26 protein-coding genes and 1 pseudogene are annotated in these 26,464 nt (G+C 70.4%); 18 read left to right on the top strand and 9 right to left on the bottom strand.

Annotated elements, in window-relative coordinates:
* Positions 1–70: 70 nt before the first annotated feature.
* Entirely contained in the window at positions 71–259 is a 189-nt protein-coding gene (locus FHR84_RS11070; protein WP_179535360.1) for a hypothetical protein, read from the top strand.
* 77 nt (positions 260–336) lie between these two features.
* Here the strand turns inward: FHR84_RS11070 and FHR84_RS22410 are convergent, their stop codons facing one another.
* Both FHR84_RS22410 and FHR84_RS11060 read right to left on the bottom strand, forming a co-directional pair.
* The gene (locus tag FHR84_RS22410) at positions 337–978 is read right to left on the bottom strand and encodes an HAD-IA family hydrolase (RefSeq protein WP_179535359.1); all 642 of its coding nucleotides are present in this window, start codon (positions 976–978) and stop codon (positions 337–339) included.
* A 133-nt stretch (positions 979–1,111) separates the two neighbouring features.
* Positions 1,112–2,119, bottom strand: coding sequence for a GntG family PLP-dependent aldolase (locus FHR84_RS11060; RefSeq protein ID WP_179535437.1), 1,008 nt, complete (start codon positions 2,117–2,119; stop codon positions 1,112–1,114).
* A gap of 180 nt (positions 2,120–2,299) precedes the next feature.
* Here FHR84_RS11060 and FHR84_RS11055 point away from each other — a divergent pair, with 180 nt between their 5' ends.
* Together FHR84_RS11055 and FHR84_RS11050 are read left to right on the top strand one after the other, a co-directional pair.
* Positions 2,300–2,818 (top strand): SigE family RNA polymerase sigma factor, encoded by a 519-nt coding sequence (locus FHR84_RS11055; protein ID WP_179535358.1) that lies wholly within the window; start codon positions 2,300–2,302, stop codon positions 2,816–2,818.
* Positions 2,819–2,830: 12 nt separating this feature from the next.
* On the top strand, positions 2,831–3,511 hold the full coding sequence (locus tag FHR84_RS11050) for a hypothetical protein (protein WP_179535357.1): 681 nt from the start codon (positions 2,831–2,833) through the stop codon (positions 3,509–3,511).
* 129 nt (positions 3,512–3,640) lie between these two features.
* Here FHR84_RS11050 and FHR84_RS11045 read toward each other — a convergent pair whose 3' ends face one another.
* On the bottom strand, positions 3,641–3,982 hold the full coding sequence (locus FHR84_RS11045) for a hypothetical protein (RefSeq protein ID WP_179535356.1): 342 nt from the start codon (positions 3,980–3,982) through the stop codon (positions 3,641–3,643).
* A 216-nt stretch (positions 3,983–4,198) separates the two neighbouring features.
* Here FHR84_RS11045 and FHR84_RS11040 point away from each other — a divergent pair, with 216 nt between their 5' ends.
* The 6 genes from FHR84_RS11040 (at position 4,199) to FHR84_RS11015 (ending at position 10,405) form a co-directional block, all read left to right on the top strand.
* Positions 4,199–5,281, top strand: a complete 1,083-nt coding sequence (locus FHR84_RS11040; RefSeq protein ID WP_179535355.1) for a DUF2690 domain-containing protein — start codon at positions 4,199–4,201, stop codon at positions 5,279–5,281.
* Between the two features lie 238 nt (positions 5,282–5,519).
* Positions 5,520–5,843: a DMT family transporter gene (locus FHR84_RS11035; RefSeq protein WP_179535354.1), complete on the top strand. Its 324-nt coding sequence runs from the start codon at positions 5,520–5,522 to the stop codon at positions 5,841–5,843.
* An 85-nt stretch (positions 5,844–5,928) separates the two neighbouring features.
* The gene (locus FHR84_RS11030; protein ID WP_179535353.1) at positions 5,929–6,513 is read left to right on the top strand and encodes a TetR/AcrR family transcriptional regulator; all 585 of its coding nucleotides are present in this window, start codon (positions 5,929–5,931) and stop codon (positions 6,511–6,513) included.
* Positions 6,514–6,900: 387 nt separating this feature from the next.
* Positions 6,901–8,334, top strand: coding sequence for an adenylosuccinate lyase (gene purB, locus FHR84_RS11025; RefSeq protein WP_179535352.1), 1,434 nt, complete (start codon positions 6,901–6,903; stop codon positions 8,332–8,334).
* 254 nt (positions 8,335–8,588) lie between these two features.
* Positions 8,589–9,491: a phosphoribosylaminoimidazolesuccinocarboxamide synthase gene (locus tag FHR84_RS11020; protein ID WP_179535436.1), complete on the top strand. Its 903-nt coding sequence runs from the start codon at positions 8,589–8,591 to the stop codon at positions 9,489–9,491.
* 161 nt (positions 9,492–9,652) lie between these two features.
* Positions 9,653–10,405 carry a polysaccharide deacetylase family protein gene (locus FHR84_RS11015; protein WP_179535351.1) on the top strand — a complete coding sequence of 251 codons (753 nt, stop codon included), beginning with the start codon at positions 9,653–9,655 and terminating at the stop codon, positions 10,403–10,405.
* A gap of 15 nt (positions 10,406–10,420) precedes the next feature.
* On the opposite strand, the gene FHR84_RS11010 is transcribed toward FHR84_RS11015, so the two are convergent.
* Together FHR84_RS11010 and FHR84_RS11005 are read right to left on the bottom strand one after the other, a co-directional pair.
* On the bottom strand, positions 10,421–11,074 hold the full coding sequence (locus tag FHR84_RS11010) for an MBL fold metallo-hydrolase (RefSeq protein ID WP_179535350.1): 654 nt from the start codon (positions 11,072–11,074) through the stop codon (positions 10,421–10,423).
* Between the two features lie 220 nt (positions 11,075–11,294).
* Complete coding sequence (locus FHR84_RS11005) at positions 11,295–11,972, bottom strand: TetR family transcriptional regulator (protein ID WP_179535349.1); 678 nt, start codon at positions 11,970–11,972, stop codon at positions 11,295–11,297.
* Positions 11,973–12,323: 351 nt separating this feature from the next.
* On the opposite strand from FHR84_RS11005, the gene FHR84_RS11000 reads away from it, so the two are divergent.
* The 7 genes and pseudogenes from FHR84_RS11000 to FHR84_RS10980 all read left to right on the top strand — a co-directional run bounded on the left by FHR84_RS11000 (position 12,324) and on the right by FHR84_RS10980 (position 18,019).
* Entirely contained in the window at positions 12,324–12,917 is a 594-nt protein-coding gene (locus tag FHR84_RS11000; protein WP_179535348.1) for an SCP2 sterol-binding domain-containing protein, read from the top strand.
* 73 nt (positions 12,918–12,990) lie between these two features.
* The gene (locus FHR84_RS10995) at positions 12,991–14,199 is read left to right on the top strand and encodes an acyl-CoA dehydrogenase family protein (protein WP_179535347.1); all 1,209 of its coding nucleotides are present in this window, start codon (positions 12,991–12,993) and stop codon (positions 14,197–14,199) included.
* Between the two features lie 750 nt (positions 14,200–14,949).
* Positions 14,950–15,450, top strand: coding sequence for a hypothetical protein (locus tag FHR84_RS10990; RefSeq protein WP_179535346.1), 501 nt, complete (start codon positions 14,950–14,952; stop codon positions 15,448–15,450).
* Between the two features lie 287 nt (positions 15,451–15,737).
* Positions 15,738–16,193, top strand: coding sequence for a glycoside hydrolase family 97 N-terminal domain-containing protein (locus FHR84_RS22005; RefSeq protein ID WP_218862642.1), 456 nt, complete (start codon positions 15,738–15,740; stop codon positions 16,191–16,193).
* A pseudogene (locus FHR84_RS22000) lies at positions 16,180–16,755 on the top strand (glycoside hydrolase family 97 catalytic domain-containing protein); the annotation flags it as partial. The gene FHR84_RS22005 and the pseudogene FHR84_RS22000, both read left to right, overlap by 14 nt.
* A 112-nt stretch (positions 16,756–16,867) precedes the next feature.
* Complete coding sequence (locus FHR84_RS21995) at positions 16,868–17,452, top strand: glycoside hydrolase family 97 C-terminal domain-containing protein (RefSeq protein ID WP_218862641.1); 585 nt, start codon at positions 16,868–16,870, stop codon at positions 17,450–17,452.
* 99 nt (positions 17,453–17,551) lie between these two features.
* The gene (locus FHR84_RS10980; protein ID WP_179535345.1) at positions 17,552–18,019 is read left to right on the top strand and encodes a pyridoxamine 5'-phosphate oxidase family protein; all 468 of its coding nucleotides are present in this window, start codon (positions 17,552–17,554) and stop codon (positions 18,017–18,019) included.
* Positions 18,020–18,154: 135 nt separating this feature from the next.
* Here FHR84_RS10980 and FHR84_RS10975 read toward each other — a convergent pair whose 3' ends face one another.
* The 4 genes from FHR84_RS10975 to pdhA all read right to left on the bottom strand — a co-directional run bounded on the left by FHR84_RS10975 (position 18,155) and on the right by pdhA (position 24,595).
* Entirely contained in the window at positions 18,155–19,624 is a 1,470-nt protein-coding gene (locus tag FHR84_RS10975) for a multicopper oxidase family protein (RefSeq protein ID WP_343075228.1), read from the bottom strand.
* 1,248 nt (positions 19,625–20,872) lie between these two features.
* Positions 20,873–22,312, bottom strand: a complete 1,440-nt coding sequence (locus FHR84_RS10970; RefSeq protein ID WP_179535343.1) for a dihydrolipoamide acetyltransferase family protein — start codon at positions 22,310–22,312, stop codon at positions 20,873–20,875.
* A gap of 10 nt (positions 22,313–22,322) precedes the next feature.
* Complete coding sequence (locus tag FHR84_RS10965; RefSeq protein ID WP_179535342.1) at positions 22,323–23,342, bottom strand: alpha-ketoacid dehydrogenase subunit beta; 1,020 nt, start codon at positions 23,340–23,342, stop codon at positions 22,323–22,325.
* Complete coding sequence (gene pdhA / locus FHR84_RS10960; protein WP_179535341.1) at positions 23,342–24,595, bottom strand: pyruvate dehydrogenase (acetyl-transferring) E1 component subunit alpha; 1,254 nt, start codon at positions 24,593–24,595, stop codon at positions 23,342–23,344. The genes FHR84_RS10965 and pdhA overlap by 1 nt, the downstream gene beginning before the upstream one ends.
* A 352-nt stretch (positions 24,596–24,947) precedes the next feature.
* Between pdhA and FHR84_RS10955 the strand changes: the two genes are divergently transcribed.
* Entirely contained in the window at positions 24,948–25,643 is a 696-nt protein-coding gene (locus FHR84_RS10955) for a GOLPH3/VPS74 family protein (protein ID WP_179535340.1), read from the top strand.
* 79 nt (positions 25,644–25,722) lie between these two features.
* Complete coding sequence (locus FHR84_RS10950) at positions 25,723–26,463, top strand: GPP34 family phosphoprotein (protein WP_179535339.1); 741 nt, start codon at positions 25,723–25,725, stop codon at positions 26,461–26,463.
* Position 26,464 lies beyond the last annotated feature (1 nt).

Here is a 26,464-nt window from a genome sequence, read left to right as displayed (position 1 = left end):
CACGGTGGGATCGAGCGCCTGTTTCCCGCCGTGCTCCGCGGAGCCCTCTTTCGTGGCGAGGTGAGCTGAGATGTGGTGGAAGGTAGTTCTCGGGCTGCTCGCGCTCTGGCTGGTTGTCTCGGTCGGCGGAGCGATCATCGGGTTCGTGGTCAAGGGGCTGTTCTGGATCGCCGTGCTCGGTGGTGTGCTGTTCCTGGCCACGGCGGCGATCGGCTGGGCGAAGAAGGACGACAAGCAGCTGAAGGACCGCGCGCGGTGAACGGTGCTCCGGCGCGTGCGGGGCTCTCCCGGGCACGCGCCGGCGGGCGGCTGCCGGCCGGTGGAGCCCCGCGCGGGTCAGCGACCGTCCCCGACGCCGGGGACGCCGCGTGAGCGCAGCACCTCGCGCGCGTGCTCGGGGCCCTGCCACAGTTCGGCTTCGAGCCCCGCTTTCCGGGCCGCCTCGACGTTGGCGGGACCGTCGTCGAAGAACAGGCACTGCCCCGGTGCGGCCCCGAGCCGGTCCAGCAGTATTCGCCAGACGCCCTCGTCGGGTTTGGCCGTTCCCAGATCGCCGGAGAAGAGCAGCCGCCGGAAGTGACGTGTCCAGGGCATCCGCTCCACGGTCCGCGCGAACGTGACCGGAGCGTTGGACAGCAGAGCCAGTTCGGACGACCGCGCCCCGAGGTCCCGGAGCAGCGCGAGGGTTCCCGGGTCGAAATCCGACCACCCCGCGATGTCGATCCGGGTCAGCTTCTCGGCCAGCTCCGCGTCCACGGTCCTGTCCAGCCGTCCGGCCACCGCCTCCCAGTACTCGCGGTCCACGCGGCCCCGGTCGTAGGCGTCGCGTTCGGCGAAGTACGCGCTGGTCACCTCGGGCACGCCCGAACCGTCGAGCCCCAGCTCGGCCGCGATCCGGGGCAGCGCACCGGTGGGCCTGCTTATGACGCCGCCGTAGTCGAAAACCACCCAGCGCGGGGGTTCGGGCGAAGCGGGCACGTCTGGCGACCTCCTGGGAACCGTTCTCGAGGTGATTCGCACGGCGCCGTCGACTGCGCGGACGGAGGTTTCGGCGCCGCCTGAGCCGAAGGCACCCCCCGGACCCACCGACGACCCGCCCCGGGAAGCCCTATCAGGCTCCCTGGTCCACCCGGCGCAGCGCCTCGTCGATGTCGGCCGAGCTCACGTCACCGTGCGTGACGAACCGCAGTCTGCCGCCCATCGGCACGGCGAGCACGCCGAGTCCGCGCAGCCACTCGAGACTGTGCTGCACGTCCGGGACGGACGCCAGCACGATGTTCGTCTGCGGCGAGGTGATGTTCCAGCCGCGTTCGGCGAGCCCGTCGGCCAGCTTCTTCGCGTTGTCGTGGTCGCCGCGCAGTCTCTCGGTTCGGTCCAGCGCCACCAGGCCGGCCGCGGCCAGCACACCGCCCTGGCGGACGCCGCCCCCGAGCATCTTGCGCATGCGGCGGGCCTGCTCGACGAAGTCGGAGCTGCCCGCGACCGCGGAACCGACCGGAGCGCCGAGGCCCTTGCTGAGACAGGTCTGCACCGTGTCCGCTCCCACGGTCAGGGCCGCGGGAGGGACGCCCAGCGCGGTCGCTGCGTTGAAGATGCGCGCGCCGTCCACGTGAACCCTGAGCCCGTTGTCCTTGGCCGCGGCCACCAGCTGCGCGTGTTCGTCGGGTGGGATGACCGTGCCCCCGGCCCCGTTGTGCGTGTTCTCGAGGCAGAGCAGGTTGGTGCGCAACGCGTCGTAGCGCCCCGTGTCGGCCGCTTCGGAGCGAATCAGCCAGGGAGTGGGGCGTCCCGGGCCCGCGTCCCAGCTCAGGGGTTCGGGCATCCCGGAGGCGAGCCAGGCCGCCGAACCGAGCTCGTGGGTGAGCACGTGCGCTTTGCGCGGCGCGAGGAAACGGTCCCCGCGCTGCAGGTGCACGGAGAGCGCGATCAGGTTCCCCATGGTGCCGCTGGGTACCCACAGCGCCTCCTCGGTGCCGAGCAGTTCCGCGATTCTGGTTTCCAGCTTCCGCATGGTCGGGTCGCGGTCCAGCACGTCGTCGCCGAGTTCCGCGGCGGCCATGGCCGCCGTCATCCGCTCGTCGGGACGCGTCACCGTGTCGGAACGGAGATCGATCGGCATCAATTTGGTCACGAACAGATCACACCATATCTGGACGCCGGTGGGGAATCGGGTGTTCGCCCCTGGGAGCGACCGCGATTCCGGCGGGGGTGTGGTGATCGCACCCGGTGGACGTGCAACCGTGAAGGGCGGACGTTCCGTCCTGGTACGTGTCGGCACGCAACGAGCGGAGGCTTCCGCGTGGACCAACGCGAGGAGCAGGAGTTCGCGGACTACTTCGCGGCTCGGAGAGAGGCCGTGCGTCGGATGGCGTACATGATGTGCGGCGATTGGCACCGCGCGGACGACCTCGCCCAGAACGCTTTCATCGCGGTGCACCGCAAATGGCGCAAGATACGCGACAAGGACGCGCTGGACGCCTACGTCCGGAGGACCCTCACGCGTGCGGTGATCGACGAGTCGCGGAAGCCGTGGCGCCGGGAGCGGACGGTGGAGCAGCTCCCCGAACGGCCTGCCGGGAACCCGGACGTGGACGATTCCGTGGCCACTCGCCGCACGCTGCTCGCCGGACTGCGCATGGTGCCGCCCAAGCAGCGGGCCGTGCTGGTGCTGCGCTACCTGGAAGGACTCGACGTGGCCGGGGTCGCCGAGGTCATGAAGTGCAGCGAGGGCAATGTGAAGAGCCAGACGGCGCGGGGGCTGGAGGCGCTCCGAACCGCTCTGGGGGACTCGCTCGGCGATCTGCGGTCGATGTCGTGAGGAGGTCGGACAGTGCAGGAGCGTGATCTCACCGAGCTGTTCCGGGACGCGGCGGAAGCCGCGCCCGAGGCCACGTTCGACGAGAACGACGTGGCCAGGGCTTCCCGCCGGGTGACGGCTCGCAGGCGGATCGGGGCCGTCGGAGGCTCCACGGCGGTGTTGGCCGTGCTGGTCACCGGTGTCGGCTTCGGCGCGGGCTGGTTCGAACCGGAGGTCAGCACCCGGGCCGATCCCCCGCCGAGCGCTTCGGCCCCGGACGGCCCGGAGCCGCGTGCGGGCGGTGAGGGCAAGGCCCCCACGATGCTCTCCGTCCCCGGAGGGGGCGAGTCGGGCGGATGCGGTCCTCCGGACCAGCGGCTGGCGAGCGAGCTTTCGGAGGAGCTGACGGAGGTCTCCACCGCGAGCGCGCCCGTGGCCGCCGCGGACTGTCCCCCCGAGGCGAAGACGGCCTCCTTCCAGCTGAGCCGGGGCTCGGCCAGCGGCAACGTGGCGGTGGTCCTCGGGCCGGCGGCCGCGGGTCCCACCGAGGGCGACGCCGAACTGGAGCGCAACCGGAACGGCGGGGTGGAAGTGACCGTCCGCGCGAGCAGCGGCCGGGAGCTGACGCTGCGCAGCAGCCCGGACAGCGGTGGACAGGCCCCTTACGCCGCGGAACTGCGCGACATCGCCGAGCGGTTGGCCGACGAACTGTGACCCCGGTGCGCACGTGGCATGGCGAGTGCGCACCGGTGCCGGGAGAACCGGCCGTGCCCGTCCCGGGCAGGTGAGCACAGCCGGTGTCTCCGTTCCGCCCGCCCGCCGCTCAGCGGGCGGGCGGCGGGATCAGCACGAGACGACCTTGTCCAGGTAGGGACGTGCGCCGTACGAAACGTGGCTCCGGGTGTTCTTGGGGGCGACCGAGATGCACCGGCTGTCCCTGCCGCGCGCCATGATCGCCTTCACGCGTTGGTTCTTCTTGCACTTGTTCGTGAACTTCACCTTGGTGGACTCGACTCCCTTGTTCTGGGTGACCCGGACGCAGCCGGGGGCCTTGTCCGCCGGGGCCGCCGCGCTCGCCGCACCGGCTTCCCGGTGTTCCGCGGTGGCCCCGGCCGCCGCGGGGACGCCGAGGGCCCCGGTCAGTGCCAGCGTCGCGCCCATGAGAGCGATTCCGTGCTTGCGCATTTGCTTCTCCCTTCCGCAGTGGAGTGCGATCTGCACGGAGGTCACTCTGGCCGCTGCGCGAGGCACCGCGCCAGCGTTACGCCGCTACGCGGAACGTTCCGGAGTTCCGACCTGCTATGATCCCGAACACAAAGGTCTTGATCGTGTTGTGGAAGTGTGTTCGGCGGATCCGGTGCGGCCTTGGGGACCGCTGGTTACCGGGTCGATGGGGGCAGGATGGCGACACCGCGGCGCGGTGGGTGGACACCGCTGGACCCGGAGGTCCCGCCGTACACGCGTGCGCTGACCGAGCGCCTCAGGGAGAGCTGCCTGCGAGCGGGGCGCCCCTCGTTCAGGCAGTTGCGCATGCGCAGCACCTCCTCGGGCGGTGTGACGTTGACGCTGGCGACGCTGAGCCGCGTGTTCACCCCGGATCCCTCCGCGACCGACCAGCGCAGTCTGCCCGAGTGGGTCTACTACGAGACGCTGCTCGAGCTGCTGGGGGTCGACGCCGCTCCCTTCCGCGAACTGTGGGAGCGCGCCCAGCGCGAGTGGCGTCTCCGGGAGAAGGCGACGCCCGAGGCACCCGCGGAGCCGTGCACCGCGGACGTCCCGGAGTCACGTGCGGAGCCGTCCGGGGTGGCGGGCTCCTCCGGGAGCCCCCGCGCGCGTGAGTCCGGCGCCGACGTCGCTCCGGCGGCCGCGGGGGAGGATCCCGAGGGGGCGCCCGGGGGCGGGGTCGGCCTGGAGGAGGACTCCGCGGAATCGGACGAGGTCGCTCCCGTGGAACGCCTCCCCGAGTCCCCCGCTCGGGGAAAGACGCTCCGGTACTCGTTCCGACCTGCGATTCTGCTCGTGCTGGTCCTGCTGTTCGGCGGGGGTGCGGGGGTGCTCGCCGTGCTGCCCGACGAGCGGTCGCTCCCGGAGCGGGCCGAGGAGTCCGTCCGAGATTCGCGGCGGACCTCCGCGGTGACCCGTCAGTCGGACGGCAGCAGCCCCTACGAGACCGAGTGCGCCGATCCGACACGTGTGCGGGTGTTCTACAGCCACCTCTACCGGGACTGGCCGCGGCAGAACGAGCCCACCACGGCCGTCGTCCGGCTGCACTACAGTCCCACCTGTCGTACGGTCTGGGCCGTTCTGGAGGACGCCGCACCCGGTTCGGTGGCCACCTTGCGCCGGGAGAGCGACGGTGCCGAGTTGAGCTGCACGGCGGGGGCGAACGGATCGTGCATCACACCTCAGCTGGACGATGCCGGTCATCGCAGCTTCGCCGAGGCCCACGGGGACGGGACCTACGCCCGCACACGGTCCTTCTGACACTCGTGGCGGAGCTTTGCGCGGGTGGTCGGGCAGCCGTCACGTGATTCGGCACCTTGCCGCGTCGGCCGAGCACCCGAGCCGCACGAACCCTCCTGCCGGAGGTCTCGCCTCCGTGCCGGGGGCTCGTCGGAACACGGTGGTGGTTCCGCACACCGTAGTGGTACGGCCGTGCCACTTTTTGGGTAGGGTAGCCGCCGGAAGACGTTGATCGCCCTCTCGTGGAAAGGCGCTGCCGATGGCCTGGCTGGTGTTGATCATCTCCGGCTTCCTCGAAGCCGGGTGGGCCGTTTCCCTGAAACTCTCGGAGGGATTCAGCAGGCTCGTGCCGAGCGTGACTTTCCTCGTGCTCGCCGCGGGCAGCTTCGCCGGGCTCGCCTGGGCGATGCGCGCGCTGCCCGTCGGTCCGGCCTACGCGGTCTGGACCGGGATAGGGGCCGCGTTGACCGCCGTGATCGGCATGGTCTGGCTCGGCGACACCGTCTCCGTGATCAAGGTGGTTTCGATCGTGCTGATCATCGCCGGGGTGTTCGGGTTGAACCTGGCCGGAGGTGGGCACTGAACGGCCCGCGCGTGACGAGCCCGCCCCCAGCGGATGCTGGGCGTGCGTGTCTTCCGGCCGAGCGTTCTTCCCTAGGATCGGCACGATGACGGCGGCGAGCACTCCGAAAGGCGAACGACGGCGGCACCTGCTGGTGGTGGCCGCGGCCGAACTGCTGACGGAAGGAGGGTTCGCGGCCGTCCGGCACCGTGCTGTCGCCGAGCGCGCCGGGCTTCCGCTGGCCTCCACCACCTACTACTTCGACTCGCTCGACGAGCTGATCGGAGCCGCTGTGCGGTACGAGGCCGAAGGGGAGCTCGCGGAGGGGCGGCGCCGGCTCGAACTGCTTTCCGAGCAGCCGCACGGCACCGAGGACGTCATCGAACTGATCCTGGACCTGCTGCTGGGGACCGCCTCGCGGCAGGGCGGCACGGAGTCGGTGCTGCTGCGTTACGAGCGGCTGGTCGGCTCGCCGCGCAGACCCGGCCTGGCCGAACTGATGCGCGAGCTGGCCGCGCGGTTGCACGACCTGCTCGGCGAGATCCTCACCAGGTCGGGGATGGAGATCAGCAGGGAGCGGATGTTCGAGCTGATCGCCCTGGTGGACGGTGCGGTGGTCAACGCGCTGATCGAGAGCGATCCCGATCCGAGGGGCGCGGCCCGGCGGATGCTGCGTGCTCAGTTGCTCTGACTCCGCGGCGTGTCCTCGCCCAGCGGGCGAGTTCGTCGTCATGCCTCGGCGGGAGCGAGGCCGTACCGCCGATCTCGGGGAAAGCTCCCGATCTCAGAGGCCGCGGGCTTCGGGCGAGTGCTCGCTCGGTCGGGGTCGGTCGTCGGGAGAGCGCCGGATCCGCTCTCCTCCACCCGCGCGGTCGGCGCCGCCGCGGGTTCTCCCGTGGTGCTCCCGCGAAGACGGCCCCGACGTCGTGCGGGCCGCCACCCGATGCCGGGCACCCGCGCACGAGACCGCGCGAGGACCTGCGCGGCAACCACCCACGCGAACCGACCCGCGCACTCCCTTGGGCGGAATCGGAGCTCCGGCGTCGTGCGATCAGGGCCGCCGGTATCCTTGCCGACCGTGACGGACAAGCCCAGCATTCCCGACGCACTGGCCAGCCGGTACGCCTCACCAGAGCTGGTGAAGCTCTGGTCTCCGCAGCACAAGGTCGTCCTGGAGCGCAAGCTGTGGCTCGCGGTGCTGCGGGCGCAGTCCGAGCTCGGCGTCGAGGTTCCCGAAGAGGCCATCGAGGACTACGAGCGGGCCCTGGAGCGGGTCGACCTGGAGTCGATCGCCGAACGGGAGCGCGTCACCAGGCACGACGTCAAGGCGCGCATCGAGGAGTTCAACGAACTCGCCGGGCACGAGCACGTGCACAAGGGCATGACCTCGCGCGATCTGACCGAGAACGTGGAGCAGCTGCAGGTCCGGCGCAGTCTGGAACACGCGCGCGACCGCACCGTCGCGGTGCTGGCCAGGATGGGGCAGCTGGCGGGCGAGCACGGTGAGCTGGTCATGGCGGGCCGTTCGCACAACGTCGCGGCCCAGGCCACCACGCTCGGCAAGCGGTTCGCCACGGCCGCCGACGAACTGCTCGTGGCCTACCGCAGGCTGGAGGAGCTGCTCGCGCGCTACCCGCTGCGCGGCATCAAGGGTCCCGTGGGCACTTCCCAGGACGCGCTGGACCTGTTCGACGGCGACCTGGACAAGCTGACCGAGCTGGAACGCAGGGTCGCCGGACACCTCGGCTTCGGCAAGGTGCTCGGCAGCGTCGGGCAGGTCTACCCCCGGTCCCTCGACTTCGAGGTGCTGACCGCGCTCTCGCAGCTGGCCGCGGCACCGTCCAGCCTGGCCAAGACCATCCGGCTGATGGCGGGGCAGGAGCTGGTCACCGAGGGCTTCAAGCCGGGGCAGGTCGGCTCCAGCGCGATGCCGCACAAGATGAACACGCGCTCCTGCGAGCGGGTCAACGGGCTCGCCGTGGTGCTGCGCGGATACGTCTCGATGTCCGGCGAGCTCGCGGGCGACCAGTGGAACGAGGGGGACGTCTCCTGCTCGGTGGTGCGGCGCGTGGCGCTGCCCGACGCGTTCTTCGCCTTCGACGGGCTGCTGGAGACGATGCTGACCGTGCTGGACGAGTTCGGCGCCTTCCCCGCCGTGATCGACCGGGAACTGGACCGGTACCTGCCGTTCCTGGCCACCACCAAGGTGCTGATGGCGGCCGTGCGGGCCGGTGTGGGCAGGGAGACCGCGCACGAGGCGATCAAGGAGAACGCCGTGGCGGTGGCTCTGGACATGCGCGAGCGGGGGTTGGAGCGCAACGACCTGCTCGACCGGTTGGCCGCGGACGAGCGGCTGCCGCTGGACCGCGAGCGGCTCGGTGAGCTGCTGTCCGACCCGCTGGAGTTCACCGGGGCGGCCGCCACTCAGGTGCGCGAGGTGATCTCCGAGATCAACGCGGTCGTCGAGCGGCATCCCGATGCGGCGGCCTACACCCCCGCGCCGATCCTCTGAACGGGGAGAGCCGGTGCCTCGGCCCGCGTGGGTACCTACTTGGCGGAACCTCTCGCGGGCTCTCGCTCCGGCCAGGCCCGACATCGGGCAGCGGCCCGCACGACGTCGGGCCTTCCTCGCGAGAGCACCACGGGAGAACCCGCGGCGGTGCCGACCGCGTAAGTGGTGAAGAGCGGCTGCGCCGCTTGTCCGGTGGCCGGGCACTCGACGGCCCGCTACTTCGCCGCCCGGCCGGGTGAGGCAGAATGCGGCTCGTGGTCGCGCTTTCCGAATACCGCCCGGTCGCGGCGGGCAAGGTCCGTGAACTCTACGAAGTGGACGAGGACCACCTGCTGCTGGTCGCCTCGGACCGCATCTCCGCCTACGACCACGTGCTGCGGACACCGATCCCGGACAAGGGACGGGTGCTCACCGCGATGAGCGTGTTCTGGTTCGAGCTGCTCGGGGACCTGGTCGACAACCACCTGGTCGCAGCGGGCGACGACCCGCGCATCCCCGCCGAGGTGCGTGGCAGGGCGCTGCTGGTGCGCAAGCTGGACATGCTGCCCGTGGAGTGCGTGGCGCGCGGTTACCTCAGCGGTTCCGGCCTGGCCGAGTACCGGGAGACCGGCGAGGTCTGCGGGGTGCCGCTGCCCGACGGCCTCACCGAGGCCTCGCGGCTTCCGGAACCGATCTTCACCCCGGCCACCAAGGCGGAGCTGGGCGATCACGACGAGAACGTCAGCTTCGCCGCCGTGGCCGACACCGTGGGCCCGCGCCGTGCGGAGCAGCTCCGGGAGCTGACCCTGGGGATCTACGAGCGGGCCGCCGAGCACGCGCGTGGCAGGGGCGTGGTCCTCGCGGACACCAAGTTCGAGTTCGGCGTCGGGGAGGGCGGGAAGCCGGTTCTCGCCGACGAGGTGCTCACCCCGGACTCCTCGCGCTACTGGCCCGTCGACGAGTACGAGCCGGGCAGGGCACAGCCCTCCTTCGACAAGCAGTACGTGCGGGACTGGCTGACCTCCTCCGAGTCCGGTTGGGATCGTTCCGCCGACGCGCCGCCCCCGCCGCTTCCCCCGGAGGTGGTGGCGGCCACGAGGCAGCGCTACGTCGAGGCCTACGAGCGGATCACCGGACGTGATCTGGCCGACTGGCCCGCGGACTCCGCCGACTCGTGACGAACCCCCGCGTGGACGGCTGACCGCGGGCGCCCGAGCCGCGAGGCCCTGCTGCCGCGCGGGCGTCCGGGCGGCCGCGTCGGGAGGGACACCGTCCCTTCTCCCGGTGGCCACCGGTGTTTCGCCCTCCGGCCACGTCGTCTTCAGAGCGGGATGGCCCCATGAGGGCCGTGGGTACGCGGCTCGTGGTCTCGTTGTACGGCATCGGTGGTGGGGAGGCGCTGGACCGCTGCGAGCGCTTCGCCGCGGCGATGGAAGCCCGTGGCGTCGCGCTGTCGCTGCTGGTGCCACCGGCCGAGCTGACGGACCCGGCCGTGTCCGAGTGGCTGCTCCGGCGTCGCGAGCGGGGCGACTTCCCGGTGCTGCACGGGACGGGCGGGGTCTTCCAGCGCGCGGGGAGCGCCTTCGACGCCCCGCGCTTCCTGCCGAGGCACGAGGCCGGGCTGTGGCTGGCCGCGGCGAACGCCGTGCTCGAGGCCCGCGGGCTGTCGACCGAGGCGTTCGCGGTGCGGGCGAACCGCGTTTCGGGCGGCGCTCTGCACGCGCTGCGCGACTCGGGCTTCGGGCTCTGCGTCGGTCCCACCGTGGTCCGTGATCTCCGCGAGGACTCGACGCACCGGGCAGGGGCGCGGGTTTTCACCGGGCCACGTGGGGAGGCGGGGCGCTGCAGAGCCCTGCGCGTGGGCACCGAACGGGCGGTGCTGGAGGGCAGGTGGCTGACGCGGCTCGCGGTCTCCGCCGCGGACCTGCTGGTCCCGCGGCGACGGCTGGCCGTGGCGGACGCCGTGGACGGCGCGCTGGCGCGCGGGGCCGGACCGGTTACCTACGGTCAGCTGGTCCCGCGGGACCGCGCCCCGCTTCCGGTTCCCGGAACGCGGGGCGGGGTCCCCAATCCGGACCCGTTGACCAGCTGACCGACGGACCGGCCGTCACGCCTGCTGGGGCTGGGGGATCTCGGTGGGTTCGCCCCTGTGGAGGCGGTTGACCGTGTTCCCCTCCGGGCCGAGCTGCTCGAACTTGCTGTAGTGCATCTCCGGCACGGAGAGCACGGCCTCGTGGATCGGGACCGTGATGCGCGGGGCCACCTCCCGCAGGAAGTCCACCGCCTCGGAGAGCTTCAGCCACGGTGCCCCCGTGGGCAGGCCGAGCACGTCGACCCGTTGCTCGGGCACGTGGAAGGAGTCCCCCGGGTGGTAGAAGGCCCCGTGGTCGAAGAGGTAGCCGATGTTGGCGATGACGGGGATGTCCCGGTGGATGACCGCGTGCCGACCACCGACCACGTCGACCGGTACCCCGGCGAGTTCGAACGCGTCCCCGGCCTGGGCGACCTCGGCCGTGGTGCCCAGTTCGGACAGGGCCGCTGCCGACTCGGTGTCGGCCACCAGCCGGGCGTTCGGGTTGTTGCGCAGTACGGCGGGCAGGCGTTCGGTGTCCAGGTGGTCGGGGTGCTTGTGCGTGATCAGCACCGCGTCCAGGTCACGGAGCGCGTCGAAGCCCTCGGAGAAGGTCCCCGGGTCGATCAGCAGCCGGGCCGTGGACATCTCGACCAGTACGCAGGAGTGACCGTAGTGGGTCAGCCGCAAGGGTTACCTCCGTGTTCTCGTTCGACTGTGGTGACTCGCTGGTGCTCTTCGGCGCGGGAGGGGCGAGGAATCCATCCGGGCGACTCGCACCGCTGCGGGTTCGCTCGCGAGGACGGTCCCGACGCTGTGCAGGCCGCTGCGCGAGGCGCCCTCCGACGCAGCGGGGCGCGGCTCACGTGACGGCTGACCGGCCGGCAACGCAGAGCTCCGCTGTGAGCTGCTACTCGTAGGGTTTCCACCTCCGCCCCTGAACCATGTCGCCGAAACCCATCCAGACCAGGTTCATCAGTCGCATCGACAACGCGTCGGCCGTGTACTCGGGGTGGTCGATCCACCAGTCGAGCATGGACTCCCCCGCGCCGACCAGCGCGGCGGCGAACGGTTGCATCTGCTCGTGCGGCACAGGCTGTTCGTCGGTGCCGCTCGCGCGCGCCAGCAGTGCCGTTACCAGGTTCAGCGCGCGTTGCCTCCACTCGGAGAGCTCGGCGGTGAAGGGCTGCCCCTGGGTACTGGCCTGGCGATGCAGGACCGTCCAACTGGCGCGGTTCTCGTTGGCGTACTCGAAGAAGGCTCGCAGGCCACGCCAGAGTTGCTCGTCCGGACTCAGGTTCGCCTCGACGGCCTGGCCGATCGAGTCGATCAACCGGTTCGCCTCCCGTCGAATGCAAGCGACGAAGAGTTCCTCCTTGGAACCGAGGTAAGTGTAGATCATGGGTTTGGAGATCTCGGCGACCTCGGAGATCTCGTCCATCGCGGCCTCGTGGTAGCCGTGCTGGGCGAACACCTGCACGGCGGCGTCCAGGATCTGGCGTTCGCGCACTTCGCGGGGCAGCCGTCGGGAACGTGGCCTGGCGGGGGGTCCGGACCGCTCGGCCCGGGGATGTCTCGCGTCCTGCACCCTGAGGAGTCCTTTCGCGGCGGCTTGAGTGCGTGCTCGGGTGCCGGTGCGTGAGCCGGCGCCCCGCCGAGCCGGGGCGTTCGCGCGGGCGACCCGGTCGCGCGATCCGCCCGGCTCGCGCGCCGGAGCTTCGCACGCTACTCAGGCTGAGCACCCAAGCCGGCACACCATTCTGCAAGGTCCCGGGTGCCGTCCGCCGACTTGGTTCGGTGATCGGTGATCTCGGGGTGCTTCGGAGGTCCGGAACAGGGCCGGGCGGCGTACAGTGGAGCGGGGTTGATCGAAACTGCCTTGCCGCTTTACCTACTCCGGAGTAGTCTTACTCGTGAGTAGGTAATGGAGGGCTTTCACATGACAGAATCCGACCCGATCGCCGCCCTCGGCTCCACGGACCCGAAGCAACTCGGCAGCGAGGAATTCGTCGCGCTGCTGGAAGCGGCCTCCGAGCTGGCGGCCGACGACGCCGAGGTCGACCTCAGCTCCCTGGAGCCGCAACAGTTCGCCAGGCTCATCTCGCGGGCCTCGGACGAACAGCTCAGAGCCGTCATGGCGCGCCCGGAGCTGGCCGAGCGGATCCTGGACGAGGTGTTCCGGCGCATGGGCGAGCACTACCGCTCCGACAAGGCGGGCGGCACCGAAGCGGTGGTGCGCTGGCGCATCAACCTGGACGGTTCCGCCGCCCCGGGGGACTCCTCCACGGACGGGCAGGACGACCCCGGCGTGCTGCGCTACGAGTGCGTGCTCTCGGAAGGCGCCTGCACGGTGAGCAAGACCCCGGAACGGGAACCTCGGGTCACGGTCATGCTCGGACCGGTCGAGCTGCTCAAGCTCGCCTCCAGCAACGCTTCGGCGCCGATGCTGTTCATGACGGGCAAGCTGAAGGTCGCGGGCGACGTGGGATTCGCCGCGGGACTCACCAAGCTCTTCCAGATCCCGAAGGCGTGACAGACCTCCCCGCCCGCGGGCGGAACACGAGCACCTCCCCTCCGAGTCGTACCCCCGATCCGCCGAGGACGTTATGAGCTTCTCGCTAGAACTGACCGAAGAGCACCGGGAACTGCGCGACTGGCTGCACGGATTCGCCGAGCGGGAGATACGCCCCGCCGCGGCCGAGTGGGACGAGCGCGAGGAAACACCGTGGCCCGTCATCTCCGAAGCGGCCAAGGTCGGTCTGTACGGGTTCGAGACACTGGCGACCTTCTGGGCGGACGAGACGGGACTCTCGCTGCCGATCGCCAACGAGGAGCTGTTCTGGGGCGACGGCGGGATCGGGATGGCGATCTTCGGAACCACGCTGGCCGTGGCGGGGATCTTCTCCGCGGGGACCCCCGACCAGCTGGCCGAGTGGGTGCCCCAGTGCTACGGGGACGCGGACGACCCCCGGGTCGCGGCGTTCTGCTCCTCGGAACCCGACGCGGGCTCGGACGTGGCGGCCATGCGCACCCGCGCGGTCTACGACGAGGCCACGGACGAGTGGGTGCTCAACGGGCACAAGGCCTGGGCGACGAACGGGGGGATCGCCAACGTCCACGTGGTTCAGGCCGTGGTCGACCCCGAGCTGGGATCGCGCGGGCAGGCCGCGTTCGTGGTCCCGCCCGGAACTCCCGGGCTCTCCTCGCCGAGCAAGATCCGCAAGCACGGTCTGCGGGCCTCGCACACCGCCGACGTCTTCCTCGACGACGTGCGTGTTCCGGGCAGGTGCCTGCTCGGGGGCAAGGAGAAACTGGACGAGCGGCTCGCACGCGCCAGGGAGGGCGGCAAGTCGAGCTCACAGGCGATGCGCACCTTCGAGCTCTCCCGGCCCACCGTAGGAGCGCAGGCGATCGGCATCGCCAGAGCCGCCTACGAGCAGGCGTTGGAGTACGCCGGACAGCGGGAGACCTTCGGCCGCCCCATCGTCGACAACCAGGGGATCGCGTTCACGCTCGCCGACATGCGCACCGAGATCGACGCGGCGCGACTGCTGGTCTGGCGGGCTGCCTGGATGGGACGCAACGAGGTCCCGTTCACCTCCGGGGAAGGCTCGATGTCGAAGCTGAAGGCGGGCCGGGTGGCCACCTGGGCCACCGAGCGCGCCATCCAGGTCCTGGGAGGCAGCGGCTACACCAGGGAGTACCCGGTGGAGCGGATGCACCGCGACGCCAAGATCTACGACATCTTCGAGGGCACCGAGCAGATCCAGCAGCTCGTGGTGGCCAGGGCCATTTCCGGCCGCCACATTCCCTGAGTGGAGGTCGGCGGGGTCGGGTTGCCTGGCCGGTCGCCCGGCGGAACCTCGGTCGGGGTCTCGCTGCGGGATCCTCGACATCGGGTAGGCACCTGCACAACGTCGAGGCCGTCCTCGCGAGACCCGGGACCGAGAACCCGCGGTCGGTCGGGGTGCTCAGGCTCGTAAGCGCTCGCGTTGGCGTGACGGATTTTTCGGGGACTCGGTTGGGCGTAGGTGGTTGCTTGGCGGCGGTGCCGACTGCGTAGGGGCTGAAGTACCTGGGGCGGGCTGAAGCGCTCCCGGCGGGGGCGGCGGGTCGGTCCGCCGAGCGGCGCTCACTCGGCGGAGCGCTCGCCACGGCGCTGGATGGCGCACGTCACTGTTCGTTGACAGTGCGGGGCCGTACTGTTCAGCTTGCTGCGCTGCGCTTTCTGATTTGTCCGGAGTGGGCGCTCCCCGGTGGTTCGTGGTGTTCACCACGGTTCGGAATTCCCGCCTGTTTTGACTTCGTTGCTCTGGGATGGTGTTTGGTTGCGACGCGGTTACGTGGTTTGAATCTTCACCCGAACGGAGGAGATCGAACAACTTATCCCGTGGCAGCCGTGTACTCCGCGTTTCATCGACGTGGGCGATCCGCGGTCCTGCCGTGGGGCGCGCGGCCCCCGGCCGGGGGAGCCCCGAACACGTGGGGCACCATGCCGGAACCTCGGACGGGCGACGACGCCGGGGCTCCGGCTTCGCTTCGAGAGTGATTGGGAGGGCGAAGCGGTGAGCAAGGCGACATCCGACCCCGGAACTCCGATCTTCGGGGAGCTCCACAGCGAGCTCGAACTGCCGGAGATCGACGTGCACGACTTCGAGTGGCACGAATTCGACTTCCCCGAGGGGCCCTCGGCCACTCGGCCACCGGAGGTCGACGGCGGCGAGCCGAACCGAACCGCGACGCCGAGCGAGACGGCGGGCGAGGAGTCCGGGCAGAACGCACCTCGGGGCGAGGACGGCGCGGGTGAGCCCGAACCGTCCGCGGACGGGCAGGAAGCCCGGAACGAACCCACCGGGGAAGCCTCCGTCGAGGAGGAAGCGGCGCACGGAACCACGCGTTCGGAGGAGCGGGCGAGCCGGCGTTCCAGGGCCGAGAGCACCGAGGCGGCCCAGGACTCCGACAGCGGGGACTCCCAGCACGGCGAGCAAAGCAGCAACGCCGCGGCCGAGGCGGTGGCCGGCGCGGCGGCAGCGCAGCGCGGGGGCCGCAGGCGCAAGGAGGACTGAGCCCACGAGCGGCTCGCGGCGGGCCGTCCGGCCCGCGGAAGGTCGCTCACGCCTCCGGTGATCCCCGAGCCACGTGTCCTCCCGAACGACACGTGTCCGACGAAGGGTTCTCACGTCCCCCGGACGGTCGAGCCGGTGGCGCGCGGCGTCGAATTCTCCGCGGCGGCACACCCTCGAATCCGCGGTGCGGTCGCCCGCGGCGCCACAGTGGCCGAATTCCTCGCCACGCCAGGTGGCCGACTGCGTCGGCAGACGTGTTTCCGGCGTCTTGACCGATCCACTTCCGCGTGTTCGACGACGGTGTGGGCTTTCGCTACCTGTTCGGAGAGAGGTGGCGGGACTTCGAGGTGCTCGACGAGCACACGGAGTTCCGGTTCACCGGCAACCACGCGGCCTGGTCCATCCCGGCCAACTACGACTCCTACGAGTACCTGTACACCGAGACGCCGCTGTCCGGCATCGGCGGTTTGGCCGACTGGCAGGAACCACGCGACGATCCCGGGCAGCGGATCGGATCGGCCGCCACGCCGCTGACCGTCCGGATCGCCGAGGACCTGTACCTGGCGCTGCACGAGGCCGCGCTCTACGACTATCCGGAGGCCACCCTCGGCAAGATCGAGGGCGGGCCGTCGCTGCGAACGGCCCTGGCACCGCTGAAGGGCGAGGGACGGCTCAAGGCCCGGCTCAACCGGGCCCTTCTCCACGCCCTGGCGCACGTTCACCCCGGGGCGGCGCCCCGGTGATCTCGTCGAGTCGCACCTGGTGCTCAACCTCAACGAGCCGTGCGCCATCCGGGACACCTCCTGGATCGAGCCGGCCACCCACGTCGGCGTGTGGTGGAGCATCCCCAAGGGACGGAACAGCTGGGCCCCCGGGCCGGACCTCGGTGCCACCACCGACAACGTCATGCGCTACATGGACTTCGCCTCCGAGAACGGCATCCCCTACGTGCTGGCCGAAGGCTGGAACAAGGGGTGGCAGACCGGTGAGGGCGACGACTTCGCCAACGAGCAGGACTTCAGCACTCCGAATCCGCAGTTCGACCTGGAACGCGTGGTGGAGTACGGGCGCGAGCGGGATGTCCGGTTCCTCGCGCACAACGAGACCGGCGGCGGGATCGACAACTACGAGGAGCAGCTCGACGAGGCGTTCGCCAAGTACGAGCGACTCGGGATCCCCGGTGTCAAGACCGGCTACGCCGGTGTGATCGAGAAGCACTACCACCACGACCGGACGATGGTGCGGCACTACCAGCGGGTCGTCGAGAAGGCTGCCGAGCACCGGCTGATGATCAACGCGCACGAGCCGATCAAGGGGACCGGTATCGAGCGGACCTGGCCGAACTTCGTCTCACGCGAGGGGGTCAAGGGGCAGGAGTACGAGGCCTGGTCCAGGGGGGAACCCGCCGGAGCACACCGTGACGCTGCCCTTCACCCGGATGCTTTCGGGGCCGCTGGACTACACGCCGGGGATCTTCGACATCACCTGGTTCCCGGAGCAGTCGCCGGAGGACCCCCACGGCGCGGACAACGACGGTACGCGCGTGCACACCACCAGGGCGCATCAGATCGCGCTGTACCCGGTGCTGCTCAGCGGGGTGCAGATGCTGGCCGACGTCCCGGAGAACTACCGGGGCGCCCCGGAGTTCGAGTTCCTGCGCGCCGTCCCCGCCACGTGGGACGACACGCGGGTGGTCGACGGCGCGGTCGGCGACTACATCAGCGTGGCCCGGCGCAGTGGCGAGCAGTGGTTCGTCGGCACCCTCACCGACGAGCGGGCCCGCACCGTGGAGGTGCCGCTGGACTTCCTGGGCGCGGGCAGCTACGTGGCGCGCTTCTACACGGACTCGCCGGAGACCGACCTGGAGGACAACCCCGACGCGGTGGCGGTGACCAGCGAGCGCGTGGACGCCACCACGACGGTGCGGGCCAGGATGACCAGCGGCAGCGGGCACGCGATGTGGATCGTTCCCGCCGGGGGCTCGGAGCGGCGGAACCCGTAGTTCGTGCTCGCCGGGCGGAACCCGTCCGGGGAGGAGACCACCGGCTCCGGGCACTTCCGAGCGGGACCGGTTGTCGGGGCCTCGTGGGATGTTCGCGCCATGACCACATGGCAGCGTTTCACCACCGAGGCCCCGGAGCTCGCCTCGGCCGTCCGGGCACGTTTCGAAGCCGGGACGCACCACGTGCTGGCCACCCTGCGCGGTGACGGTTCGCCGCGGGTGAGCGGGACCGAGGTCCAGTTCCACGGCGCCGATCTGACGTTCGGTTCCATGCTGGGGGGGGTCAAGGCGCGCGACCTGCAGCGCGATCCACGTTGCGCGCTGCACGCCCACCCCTCGGACGAGAACATGGAGGGCGGCGACGCCAAGATCACCGCGCACGCCGTGGAGGTGACGGCGGAGGAAGAGCTGGACCACTACCGCGCGGAGGAGCAGCCCCCGCCGGGGTCGTTGCACCTGTTCCGGCTGGACCTGCGGGAGGTGGTGCTCACCTCGGTGGAGGGGCAGCAGCTGGTGGTGCGGCTGTGGCGCCCCGGCGCCGGTGTGACCCGGTTCCACCGGTCCTGATCGGATACCGGCGGCTCGGGGCCGTCGCTGCCGTGGCCGAACGCGGTGGTGCCCCAGAGCCGGGAGCGGTTGCCCCGCCGAACCGCTCCTCGGTTCGGCGGGACAGCGGAGCGAGCGTCGCGAACCGCCGACTGGTTACCCTCGGTACGACAGGACCGAGGCCATCCCGGCTGCCTGGTGGTACTCGTTGTGGCAGTGCGTGAACCACTGGCCGGGGTTGTCGGTGTCGAAGTCCACCGCCAGCCGCTGGTGCGGCAGGATGACCACGGTGTCCTTGCGCGGGCCGGCCCCGTCAGGAGTCCCTGCTGTGAAGAAGTGTCCGTGCAGGTGCATCGGGTGGGGCATCATCGTGGTGTTGGCGAAGTTCAACCGCACCCGTTGGTTCGGGGAGACCACCAGCGGTTCGTGCTCCGGGTAGCTGCGACCGTTGATCCTCCACACGTACTGCTGCATGTTTCCGCCGAGTTCGACGGCCAGCGTGCGATCCGGAGTCCGGGGCGAGAGCCGAGCTGATTCGGCGGCGCGCAGGTCCGTGGCCAGCAGCGGGCGCGGGTCCAGCTCGCGCACGCGGGCATCCGGGGGCGGAGCGCTTCCGGAGCCGGTGCGGACCAGGGCGAAGGCCCGGCCGTCCTTGCCCTCGGCCGAGGCGACCAGCGGGAACACCCCGTCGTCCAGGGTGACGACGCAGTCGTAGCGTTCGGCCATGCCCACGAGGAGCGCCCGGGTGTTCCGCGGCGTGACCGGTTGACCGTCGGTGTGGGTCACGGTCAGCGTGTGCCCGCCCAGGGCCACGCGGAACGTGGTGTCCTCGGCGGCGTTGATGACGCGGATGCGAGCACGCTGGCCGGCACGGGCCCGGAAGGTCTCCGGATCAACCCGAGGGCGACCGTTGGTCAGGTAGAACGGGTAGCTCACATCACCGGCATCGGCGCCGAGCACCGCCGAGCTGGACCGTTCCGCGTGTCCGTCGTGCCCCGGCTTCGTTCTTCCGCCGCGGAGCTCGTCGAGGACCTGCCGCGGTGTGCGCCGACCGAGCCAGTCGGAGAGCACGACGAGGAACTCGACGTCGTAATCGCCCGGGTCGCGCGGGTCGTCGACGATCAGCGCACCGAACAGGCCCCGGCCGCGCTGCAGCTCGCCGTGCGAGTGGTACCAGTACGTCCCCGGGTCGGGCGGGATGAACTCGTAGGTGAACTCCCCACCGGCCGGGATCGGTGGTTGGGTCACCTCCGGCACGCCGTCCATGTCGTTGCGGATCGCCAGTCCGTGCCAGTGCACGGTCGTCGGTTCCGGCAGCTGGTTCCGCACGCGCACCTGGACGCGGTCCCCCGCGGTCGCGCGCAGGAGCGGTCCGGGCATCACATCGTTGTAGGCCCACGCGGTCGCGGTGCTTCCCGCGAGGTCAACGGTCGTGGGAGCCGCTGTCACGGTCCGGGAGACGGTGCGCCCCCGGGGGAAGCGCCGCTGTTGCTCCCGGGCGAAGTCCCGCACGGCGGTCGAGTCGGGACCGAGCGCCGTTGACGTCCGCTCGGGACCGCCGCACGCGGCGGCCAGGCCTCCGACGGCCAGGCCGGTCCCGAGTCGCAGGACTCGGCGTCGTGACACGTGGGACGAGGGTTGGTGGGTGCTCGACACGAATGTCCTTTCCGCGTGGACGGGCGCAGGCCCGTCACGGTGATCGGTGCGTCAGCGAGACGAACGGCCCTCGCCGGTTCCGGAGCGGTCCGAAAGGCGCTCCGCCACGGAACGTGGGGCGGGACCGGGTCCGGGCCTGCCGGAGGGGAGATCGAGGTTCCCGCTCATCCGGCGGAGCACCGGTGCGTCCGTCCCTCGATCAGCGGACCGCTCGGCAGTGCTGCCCCGCGTGCGCTCGGAGCGGGCCGCGCACACGCGACGCGCACCGGCCGCGCCGCACGCCGCTCCCAACAGCACGGTCGAGGAGGGGGCGGGCGCGTGTCCGCCGAAGTGGAGGAATCCGACAATCGCCGCTTTTTCCGCGCAGTGGCGCGTCCGCGGCGAAGTCGGAGGAACCGGAGCGGGGTGTGACGTCCCCCAGGAATCGTTCAGTCAGGACTCGGAAAGACGTCGTCCCGTGAACGCGGATCAGGTTCGTGACACACCGAGGCTGATCAGCAGGGGAAAACCGGCGAGGGGCAGGGGCGGTCGCGTGGCCCACCCCGGAGCGCGCACCCGGGCACCGCGAGGTGCGAGGCCGACCGCGGTGACCAGCAGCGCCCCGAGGAGTCCGAGGACAGATCCCTGGAGCGGTTTTACCGCCTCCATAGTGTGCGCAGTCGTGGCCTGGCACACGGGAATCGGTTCGGGGCGGTGGTCCTGGCCGCCGGACGGCTGAGCAAGCCCTCCCCGCCCCGCTGCGGAACTCGACGCAGAAGCAGGGCGCCCGGATCGCGGTGCCGCTGAAGAACACCCAGCAGCCGCGGAGGCGATCGCCGCCTCGGAGATCCGCCCTGTCGGAGCCTGCGACTGATGGGGCGGGAGAACGCACATCAGAAAACCTGTGAGGACAACGAACGCGACGGACGCGATGCGCGCGCGCCTGCGAGTGAGTGCCCTCGGCATGGACCCAGCCTAACCAGAACTCGCTTCCGCTCGACCAGGGACATGGTCATCATCACTCCGCCGAGCGCCACGAATCGCTCGTCGGCCGGAGCACCGCGGGCGAGCTCGGAGCGGATCGCGCCGAACGCGGAGGTGCCGGTGGTTGCCGCCGGTGTGCGAGGTGCCTGCCGTCGGCGAGGCGGCCGCGCGCTGACGCCGCCGAGCACGAGCCGGTCGCGCTCCCGCCGGGGGGCGGCACCCGCGCGGGTGCCGCCCCCCGGGTGGGGGCGTTGCTCAGAAGGTCAGCGCCATGCCGGGGTCGGAGAGGATCGCCCCCACATCGGCGAGGAAACGGGACCCCTGCTGCCCGTCGACCACGCGGTGGTCGAAGCTCAGCGCGAGCTGGCAGACCTGACGCGGCACCACCTGGCCGTCCACCACCCAGGGCATCTCGCGGATCGCTCCGAAAGCCAGGATGGCCGACTCGCCGGGATTCAGGATGGGAGTTCCGGTGTCCACACCGAACACACCCACGTTGGTGATCGTGATGGTGCCGTTGGTCATCGCCTCGGGCGGCGTCCTGCCCTCCCGCGCGGTGTTGGTGAGCTCGTCCAGGGCCACCGCGAGTTCGCGCAGCGACTTCGCCTCGGCGTCGCGCACCTTGGGGACCACCAGTCCCCGGTCGGTGGCCGCGGCCACCCCCAGGTGCACGTAGTCCTTGTAGACGATCTCGCCCGCTTCGCCGTCCCAGGTCGCGTTCACGTCCGGCGTTCTGGCCACCGCCAGGCACATGGCCCTCGCGGCCACGGCCAGCGGTGTCACCTTCACGTCCCGGAAGTCCGGGTGCGTCTTGAGCCGCTGCCGGAACTCCATCATCGGCGTGACGTCGACGGTGAGGAACTCGGTGACGTGCGGTGCGGTGAACGCGCTGTCCACCATCGCCTGGGCCGTGGCCTTGCGCACCCCCTTGACCGGGGCGCGGTGCTCCCGTGCCCCGGACGGCCCGGAATCACCGGCGGGGGCGGACGCGGGGGACTCCGTTCCGGCCGCGGCCCGTTCGACGTCCTCGCGGGTGATGATGCCCTCGGAGCCGGACCCGCTCAGGGAGCGCAGGTCCACTCCGCGGTCCTTGGCCAGCTTGCGCACCGGAGGCTTGGCCAGGGGGACCTGTCCACCGGAGGGTGCCGAGGCCCCCTGACGGAACGGAGCGGAACCGTTCACCGCGGTCCCGCCGGCAGGAGCGCCCTTCGGGGTGCCGTTCGTCCCGTTCCGCTTCGCGGGGGAGTCGCCTTCGGACGGGCCCCCGCCTTCCGCCGCACCGGGCTCCCGCTGTGGCGTGCTCGTCGTGGTCGCGTTCCCCTTGCGGGGACGGCGTTTGGCGCTGGAGGAGCGGGGCCCGTATCCGACCAGGTTCGCGACCTGCTCGTCGTCGCCCTGCTCGCCGCTCTCGCCGCCCGGCTCCGGGGAGGCTTCCGGCTCGGCTCGCTGGTCGTCCAGCTCGAAGGCCAGTATCGGGGTGCCGACCTCGACGGTCTGCCCCGGTTGAGCCAGCAGCTCACCGACCCTGCCCGCGTAGGGGGAGGGAAGTTCGACGGACGCCTTGGCGGTCTCGATCTCCACGATGGTCTGGTTGAGCTCCACCGCGTCCCCGGGGCCGACCCGCCAGTTCAGGATCTCCGCTTCGGTCAGGCCTTCACCGACGTCCGGAAGCGGAAAGTGCTTGAGTTGTGACATGGCAGCCTCTTCAGTACGCCAGCGAACGGTCGACGGCATCGAGCACCCGATCCAGGTCGGGCAGGTACCCCTCTTCCAACTTGCTCGGTGGGTACGGTGTGTCGAACCCGTTCACCCGCATGACGGGCGCCTCGAGGGAGTAGAAGCACTCCTGCTGGATCCGCGCGGCGACCTCCGAGGTGACCGAGGACTCCGGTGGGGACTCGCTCACCACGATCAGACGTCCGGTGCGGCGCACCGACTCGGCCACCGGGCCGAGGTCCAGCGGTGATAAGGAACGCAGGTCCACGACCTCGAGCTCGTTGCCGTCCTCCGTGGCCGCGTTGGCCGCGTCCAGACAGGTTTTGACCATCGGCCCGTACGTGGCGAGCGTGGCGGAGGACCCCCTGCGCAGCAGTGCCGAACTGCCCATGGGCAGGTGCTCGGCGGTGGGGTCGAGCTCGGCCTTCTCCCAGTAGCGCCGCTTCGGTTCGAAGAACAGGACCGGGTCGTCGCTGTCGATGGCCTGCTGCAGCATCCAGTAGGCGTCCACGGGGTTCGAGCAGGACACCACCTTCAGCCCGGCGACGTGAGCGAACAGCGACTCCGGCGACTCGGAGTGGTGTTCGACCGCGCCGATCCCCCCGCCGAACGGGACCCGGATGACCACGGGGGTCTTGACCCTGCCCTGGCTGCGGAAGTGCATCTTGGACAGCTGCGAGACGATCTGGTCGAAACCGGGGAAGATGAACCCGTCGAACTGGATCTCGCAAACCGGGCGGAAACCGCGCATCGCGAGTCCGACGGCCGCGCCGATGATGCCGGACTCCGCGAGCGGGGTGTCCAGCACGCGGTGCTCCCCGAAGTCCTTCTGCAGCCCGTCGGTCACCCGGAACACACCTCCGAGCTTGCCGACGTCCTCGCCCATGACGAGTACCTTCGGGTCGCGCTCCATGGCGGCCCGCATGGCCATGTTCAGACCCTTGGCCATGGTGACGGTCTGGGGCTGTGCGGTGCCGGAACCGGTGGGTTCAACGGTTGGTGCGGCCATCAGCGAACACTCCCCTCGGTGTCGTGACCCGCATCGGCGAAGCCGGAAAGGTAGTCGAGGTACTCGTCCCGCTGTGCGGCCACCACGGGGCTCTCGTCCGCGTAGACGGCGGAGAACATCCTCTCCGGCGGTGGGTCGGGCATGTTGAGGCAGAACTCGCGGAACCGCGTGGCCAGTTCCTCGGCTTCGTTCTGCACCTCGTCGATGAACCCCTGGTCCGCGATCTGCTCGCGGAGCAGGTACACCCGCAGCCGTTCGATCGGGTCCTTGAGCTTCCACGCCTGGAGGTCGTCGTCCATCCGGTAGCGCGTGGCGTCGTCGGAGGTGGTGTGCGCGTCCATGCGGTAGGTGAACGCCTCGATCAGCACCGGACCGTTTCCGCTGCGCGCCTCGTCGAGCGCCCACTTGGAGACGGCGAGACTGGCGAGAACGTCGTTCCCGTCCACCCTGATGCCGGGGAAGCCGTATCCCCTGGCGCGCTCGTAGAGCGGAACACGGGTCTGACGTTCGGTCGGCTCGGAGATCGCCCACTGGTTGTTCTGGCAGAAGAAGACCACGGGAGCGTCGTAGACGGAGGCCCAGACCATGCCTTCGTGCACGTCGCCCTGGCTGGTGGCGCCGTCGCCGAAGAACGTCATCGTGGCTTCGTTCGCGTTCGGGTCCCGGTCGGAGTTGCCGACCATGCCCTCGAACTTCTGTCCCATCGCGTAACCGGTGGCGTTCACGCACTGGTTGCCGATGACGATGGTGTAGAGCCCCATCCCGGTCCGGTTCGGGTCCCAGCTGCCGTGATCCGTTCCGCGGAATATGCCGAGCAGCTCGGTGGGGTCGATGCCCCGGCACCAGGCCACTCCGTGCTCGCGGTAGCTCGGGAAGGCCATGTCCTGGGGCCGCAGCGCTCTTCCCGCGCCGATCTGCGCCGCTTCCTGGCCGAGCAGCGGTACCCAGATGCCGAGCTGTCCCTGACGCTGCAGGGAGTTGCCCTCGCGATCCGCCCGCCGTATCAGCACCATGTCGCGGTACATCTCGCGTAGCTGTTGTCCGGAAATTTCGATGTCGAAATCCGGGTGCGATACCCGCTGACCCTCCGGTGTCAGAAGCTGCACGAGGTCAGCTCCGCCTTCGCTGGTCGCGCGCAATCCGGCGATCACCTGCTCCCTCGTCGGTGCTGCTGAGGTTGCGGCAGGTGCCGTCTCGTCCGCGTGACCACGATCCTCGGATCGGCTCGGTCGCGTCCAGTGTTCGGGGGACATGTGGATCTCCTCGTCTCACCCCGGCCCGATCGCTTGTGGCGACGGGTCCGGTTGCTCCGCCCGGTGCCGCTCGACCTGGTGGGTTCCGGGCCGCCGGGCGCAGCCGTTGGATCGCTGTATTGGCCATCCTGGCATGACACCCGCCACTTCCGTGAGTCCCGCCACAAAGATCGATCCCGCCTGCAAACCTTTTCCCCGGCACCGTAGTGCTCGGGTGTGGAGTACGTATTCGCAGGTCATCAAAGGGGCGGAGCTCCGATTGATGGGGTTGTGACAGTTGTATAACCGATCTTCGGGGGTTTTGCTTACGAATCGGCGAAAGCCCTTCGTGTGCCTTCACGCGCGCCATACAATGCGGCGGGTGAATGATCGATCACGCATCGCTTTCGGGCTCCCGGGTGAGCTCGTGCTGCTGTCGCACAAGCCGCACGGCGGGCACTACTCGTCCACCCCGGATGTGGCCGTGGCCGCCGCCGAGGTCGGGGAACTGGTGCTTCGGGGGCGTGCCACGATCACCGGCACGCGAATGTCCGGCTTCGGGATGCGGTTGGACGACGCGGAGCCGAGCGGGCTCGACTGGCTGGACGACGCGCTGGATCAGCTGCGGCGCAAGGTTCGGCGTTCCACCGGATCCGTCGCCCTCGGTTCCTGGTTCCACTCCAGGAGCGGGGTGTTCAAGCGCTACCGCACCCGGATGGCCCGGGACGGGCCGCTGCGGACGGAGCGGCGCAGGGTCTTCGGCGTGGAGTACTCCAAGTACTTCCCGGACCCGGACGCCAGGGCCGGGCTGCTCCGCGAGCTCGGCGAGGTGGCCAGACAGGAACGGGCCGCCGACAACAGGCTGGCGTTGCTCGCCGCGGTCACCCACGGCACCGGGCTGCTGCGGGAGTTCGGTCTGGAGCGCTCCGAACGGCGGGTGATCAAGTCGCTGGCCAGGGGTGAGCGGCTCGGGGAGGCCGTCGACGATGCCGTGGGGTCGGCGCGGGCGGCCATCGTGGTCGCCGGAGCGGCGGCCATCTCGGGCGGCGGGGACGGTGGAGGAGGCTGATCCTTTCGGAGGGGGACGTGTCCCTCCGGAATCGCGGAAACGTCCCACCGCGCTGCCGTGGAGCTCTAGACTCCGCCGGGTGAACGAGCGAGCACCCGGTGTCCCGAACCTGCCGCTGCCCGCCGAGCTCGTGCTGTTGTTGCACCAGCCGGGTGGCAAGGGGGTCGGATATGTGAACCCCTGGATCGTCACCATCGTGGCCGAGATCGCCGAACTCGTGCTGCACGGTCGGGTCGAGCTGCGGCAGAGAAAGCGCGGAAAGGCCGAGATCGTGCTCCTGCGCCGGACTCCGGTGGGGGTGGACTGGCTGGACCGGGTGTTGAGCTTGCTGGCTCGCTCGGTGAAGTCGCGGACCGATTCGATCCCTTTTCTTTCCTGGGCCCGGCTCCGCCGGGAGGCTTTCGCGGAACACCGCGCCCAGCTGTGCGCGATCGGTGGGCTCGAGCACCGGAGGGAGAAGCTGCTCGGATTCGTACTGCACGAGCGGTACTTCCCGCACGAGGCGGAGCGGGAGGCGCGGTTCGACGAGCTCGTACGCATCGCCCGCGGCGAGGGTCGTGTCGACGACCGGAGGGCTCTGCTCGTCACGATCGCTCATTCCAGTGGATTGTGTCGGAAACTCTTCCAGGAATGGTCTTCGCTGGAGCGGCTGCGTTCGATCGCTCGGGGGGAGCTGCTGGGAGAGACCGTCTCGGACGCCGTCGCGGACAGCAGTCCGGTCCTCGGCGCCCTGGCTTCCTTCGCCTTCGGGAACGGAAGGGGCACGGCTGGTGGAACCGGCGGCGGAGGCGGTGGAGACGGCGGTGGAGGTGGGGAGTGAG

Source organism: Actinopolyspora biskrensis, assembly GCF_013408175.1.
Classification (GTDB): Bacteria; Actinomycetota; Actinomycetes; order Mycobacteriales; family Pseudonocardiaceae; genus Actinopolyspora; species Actinopolyspora biskrensis.
The sequence above is the reverse complement of the archived record's forward strand: the minus strand, read 5'-3'. Positions and strand labels throughout refer to the sequence as shown.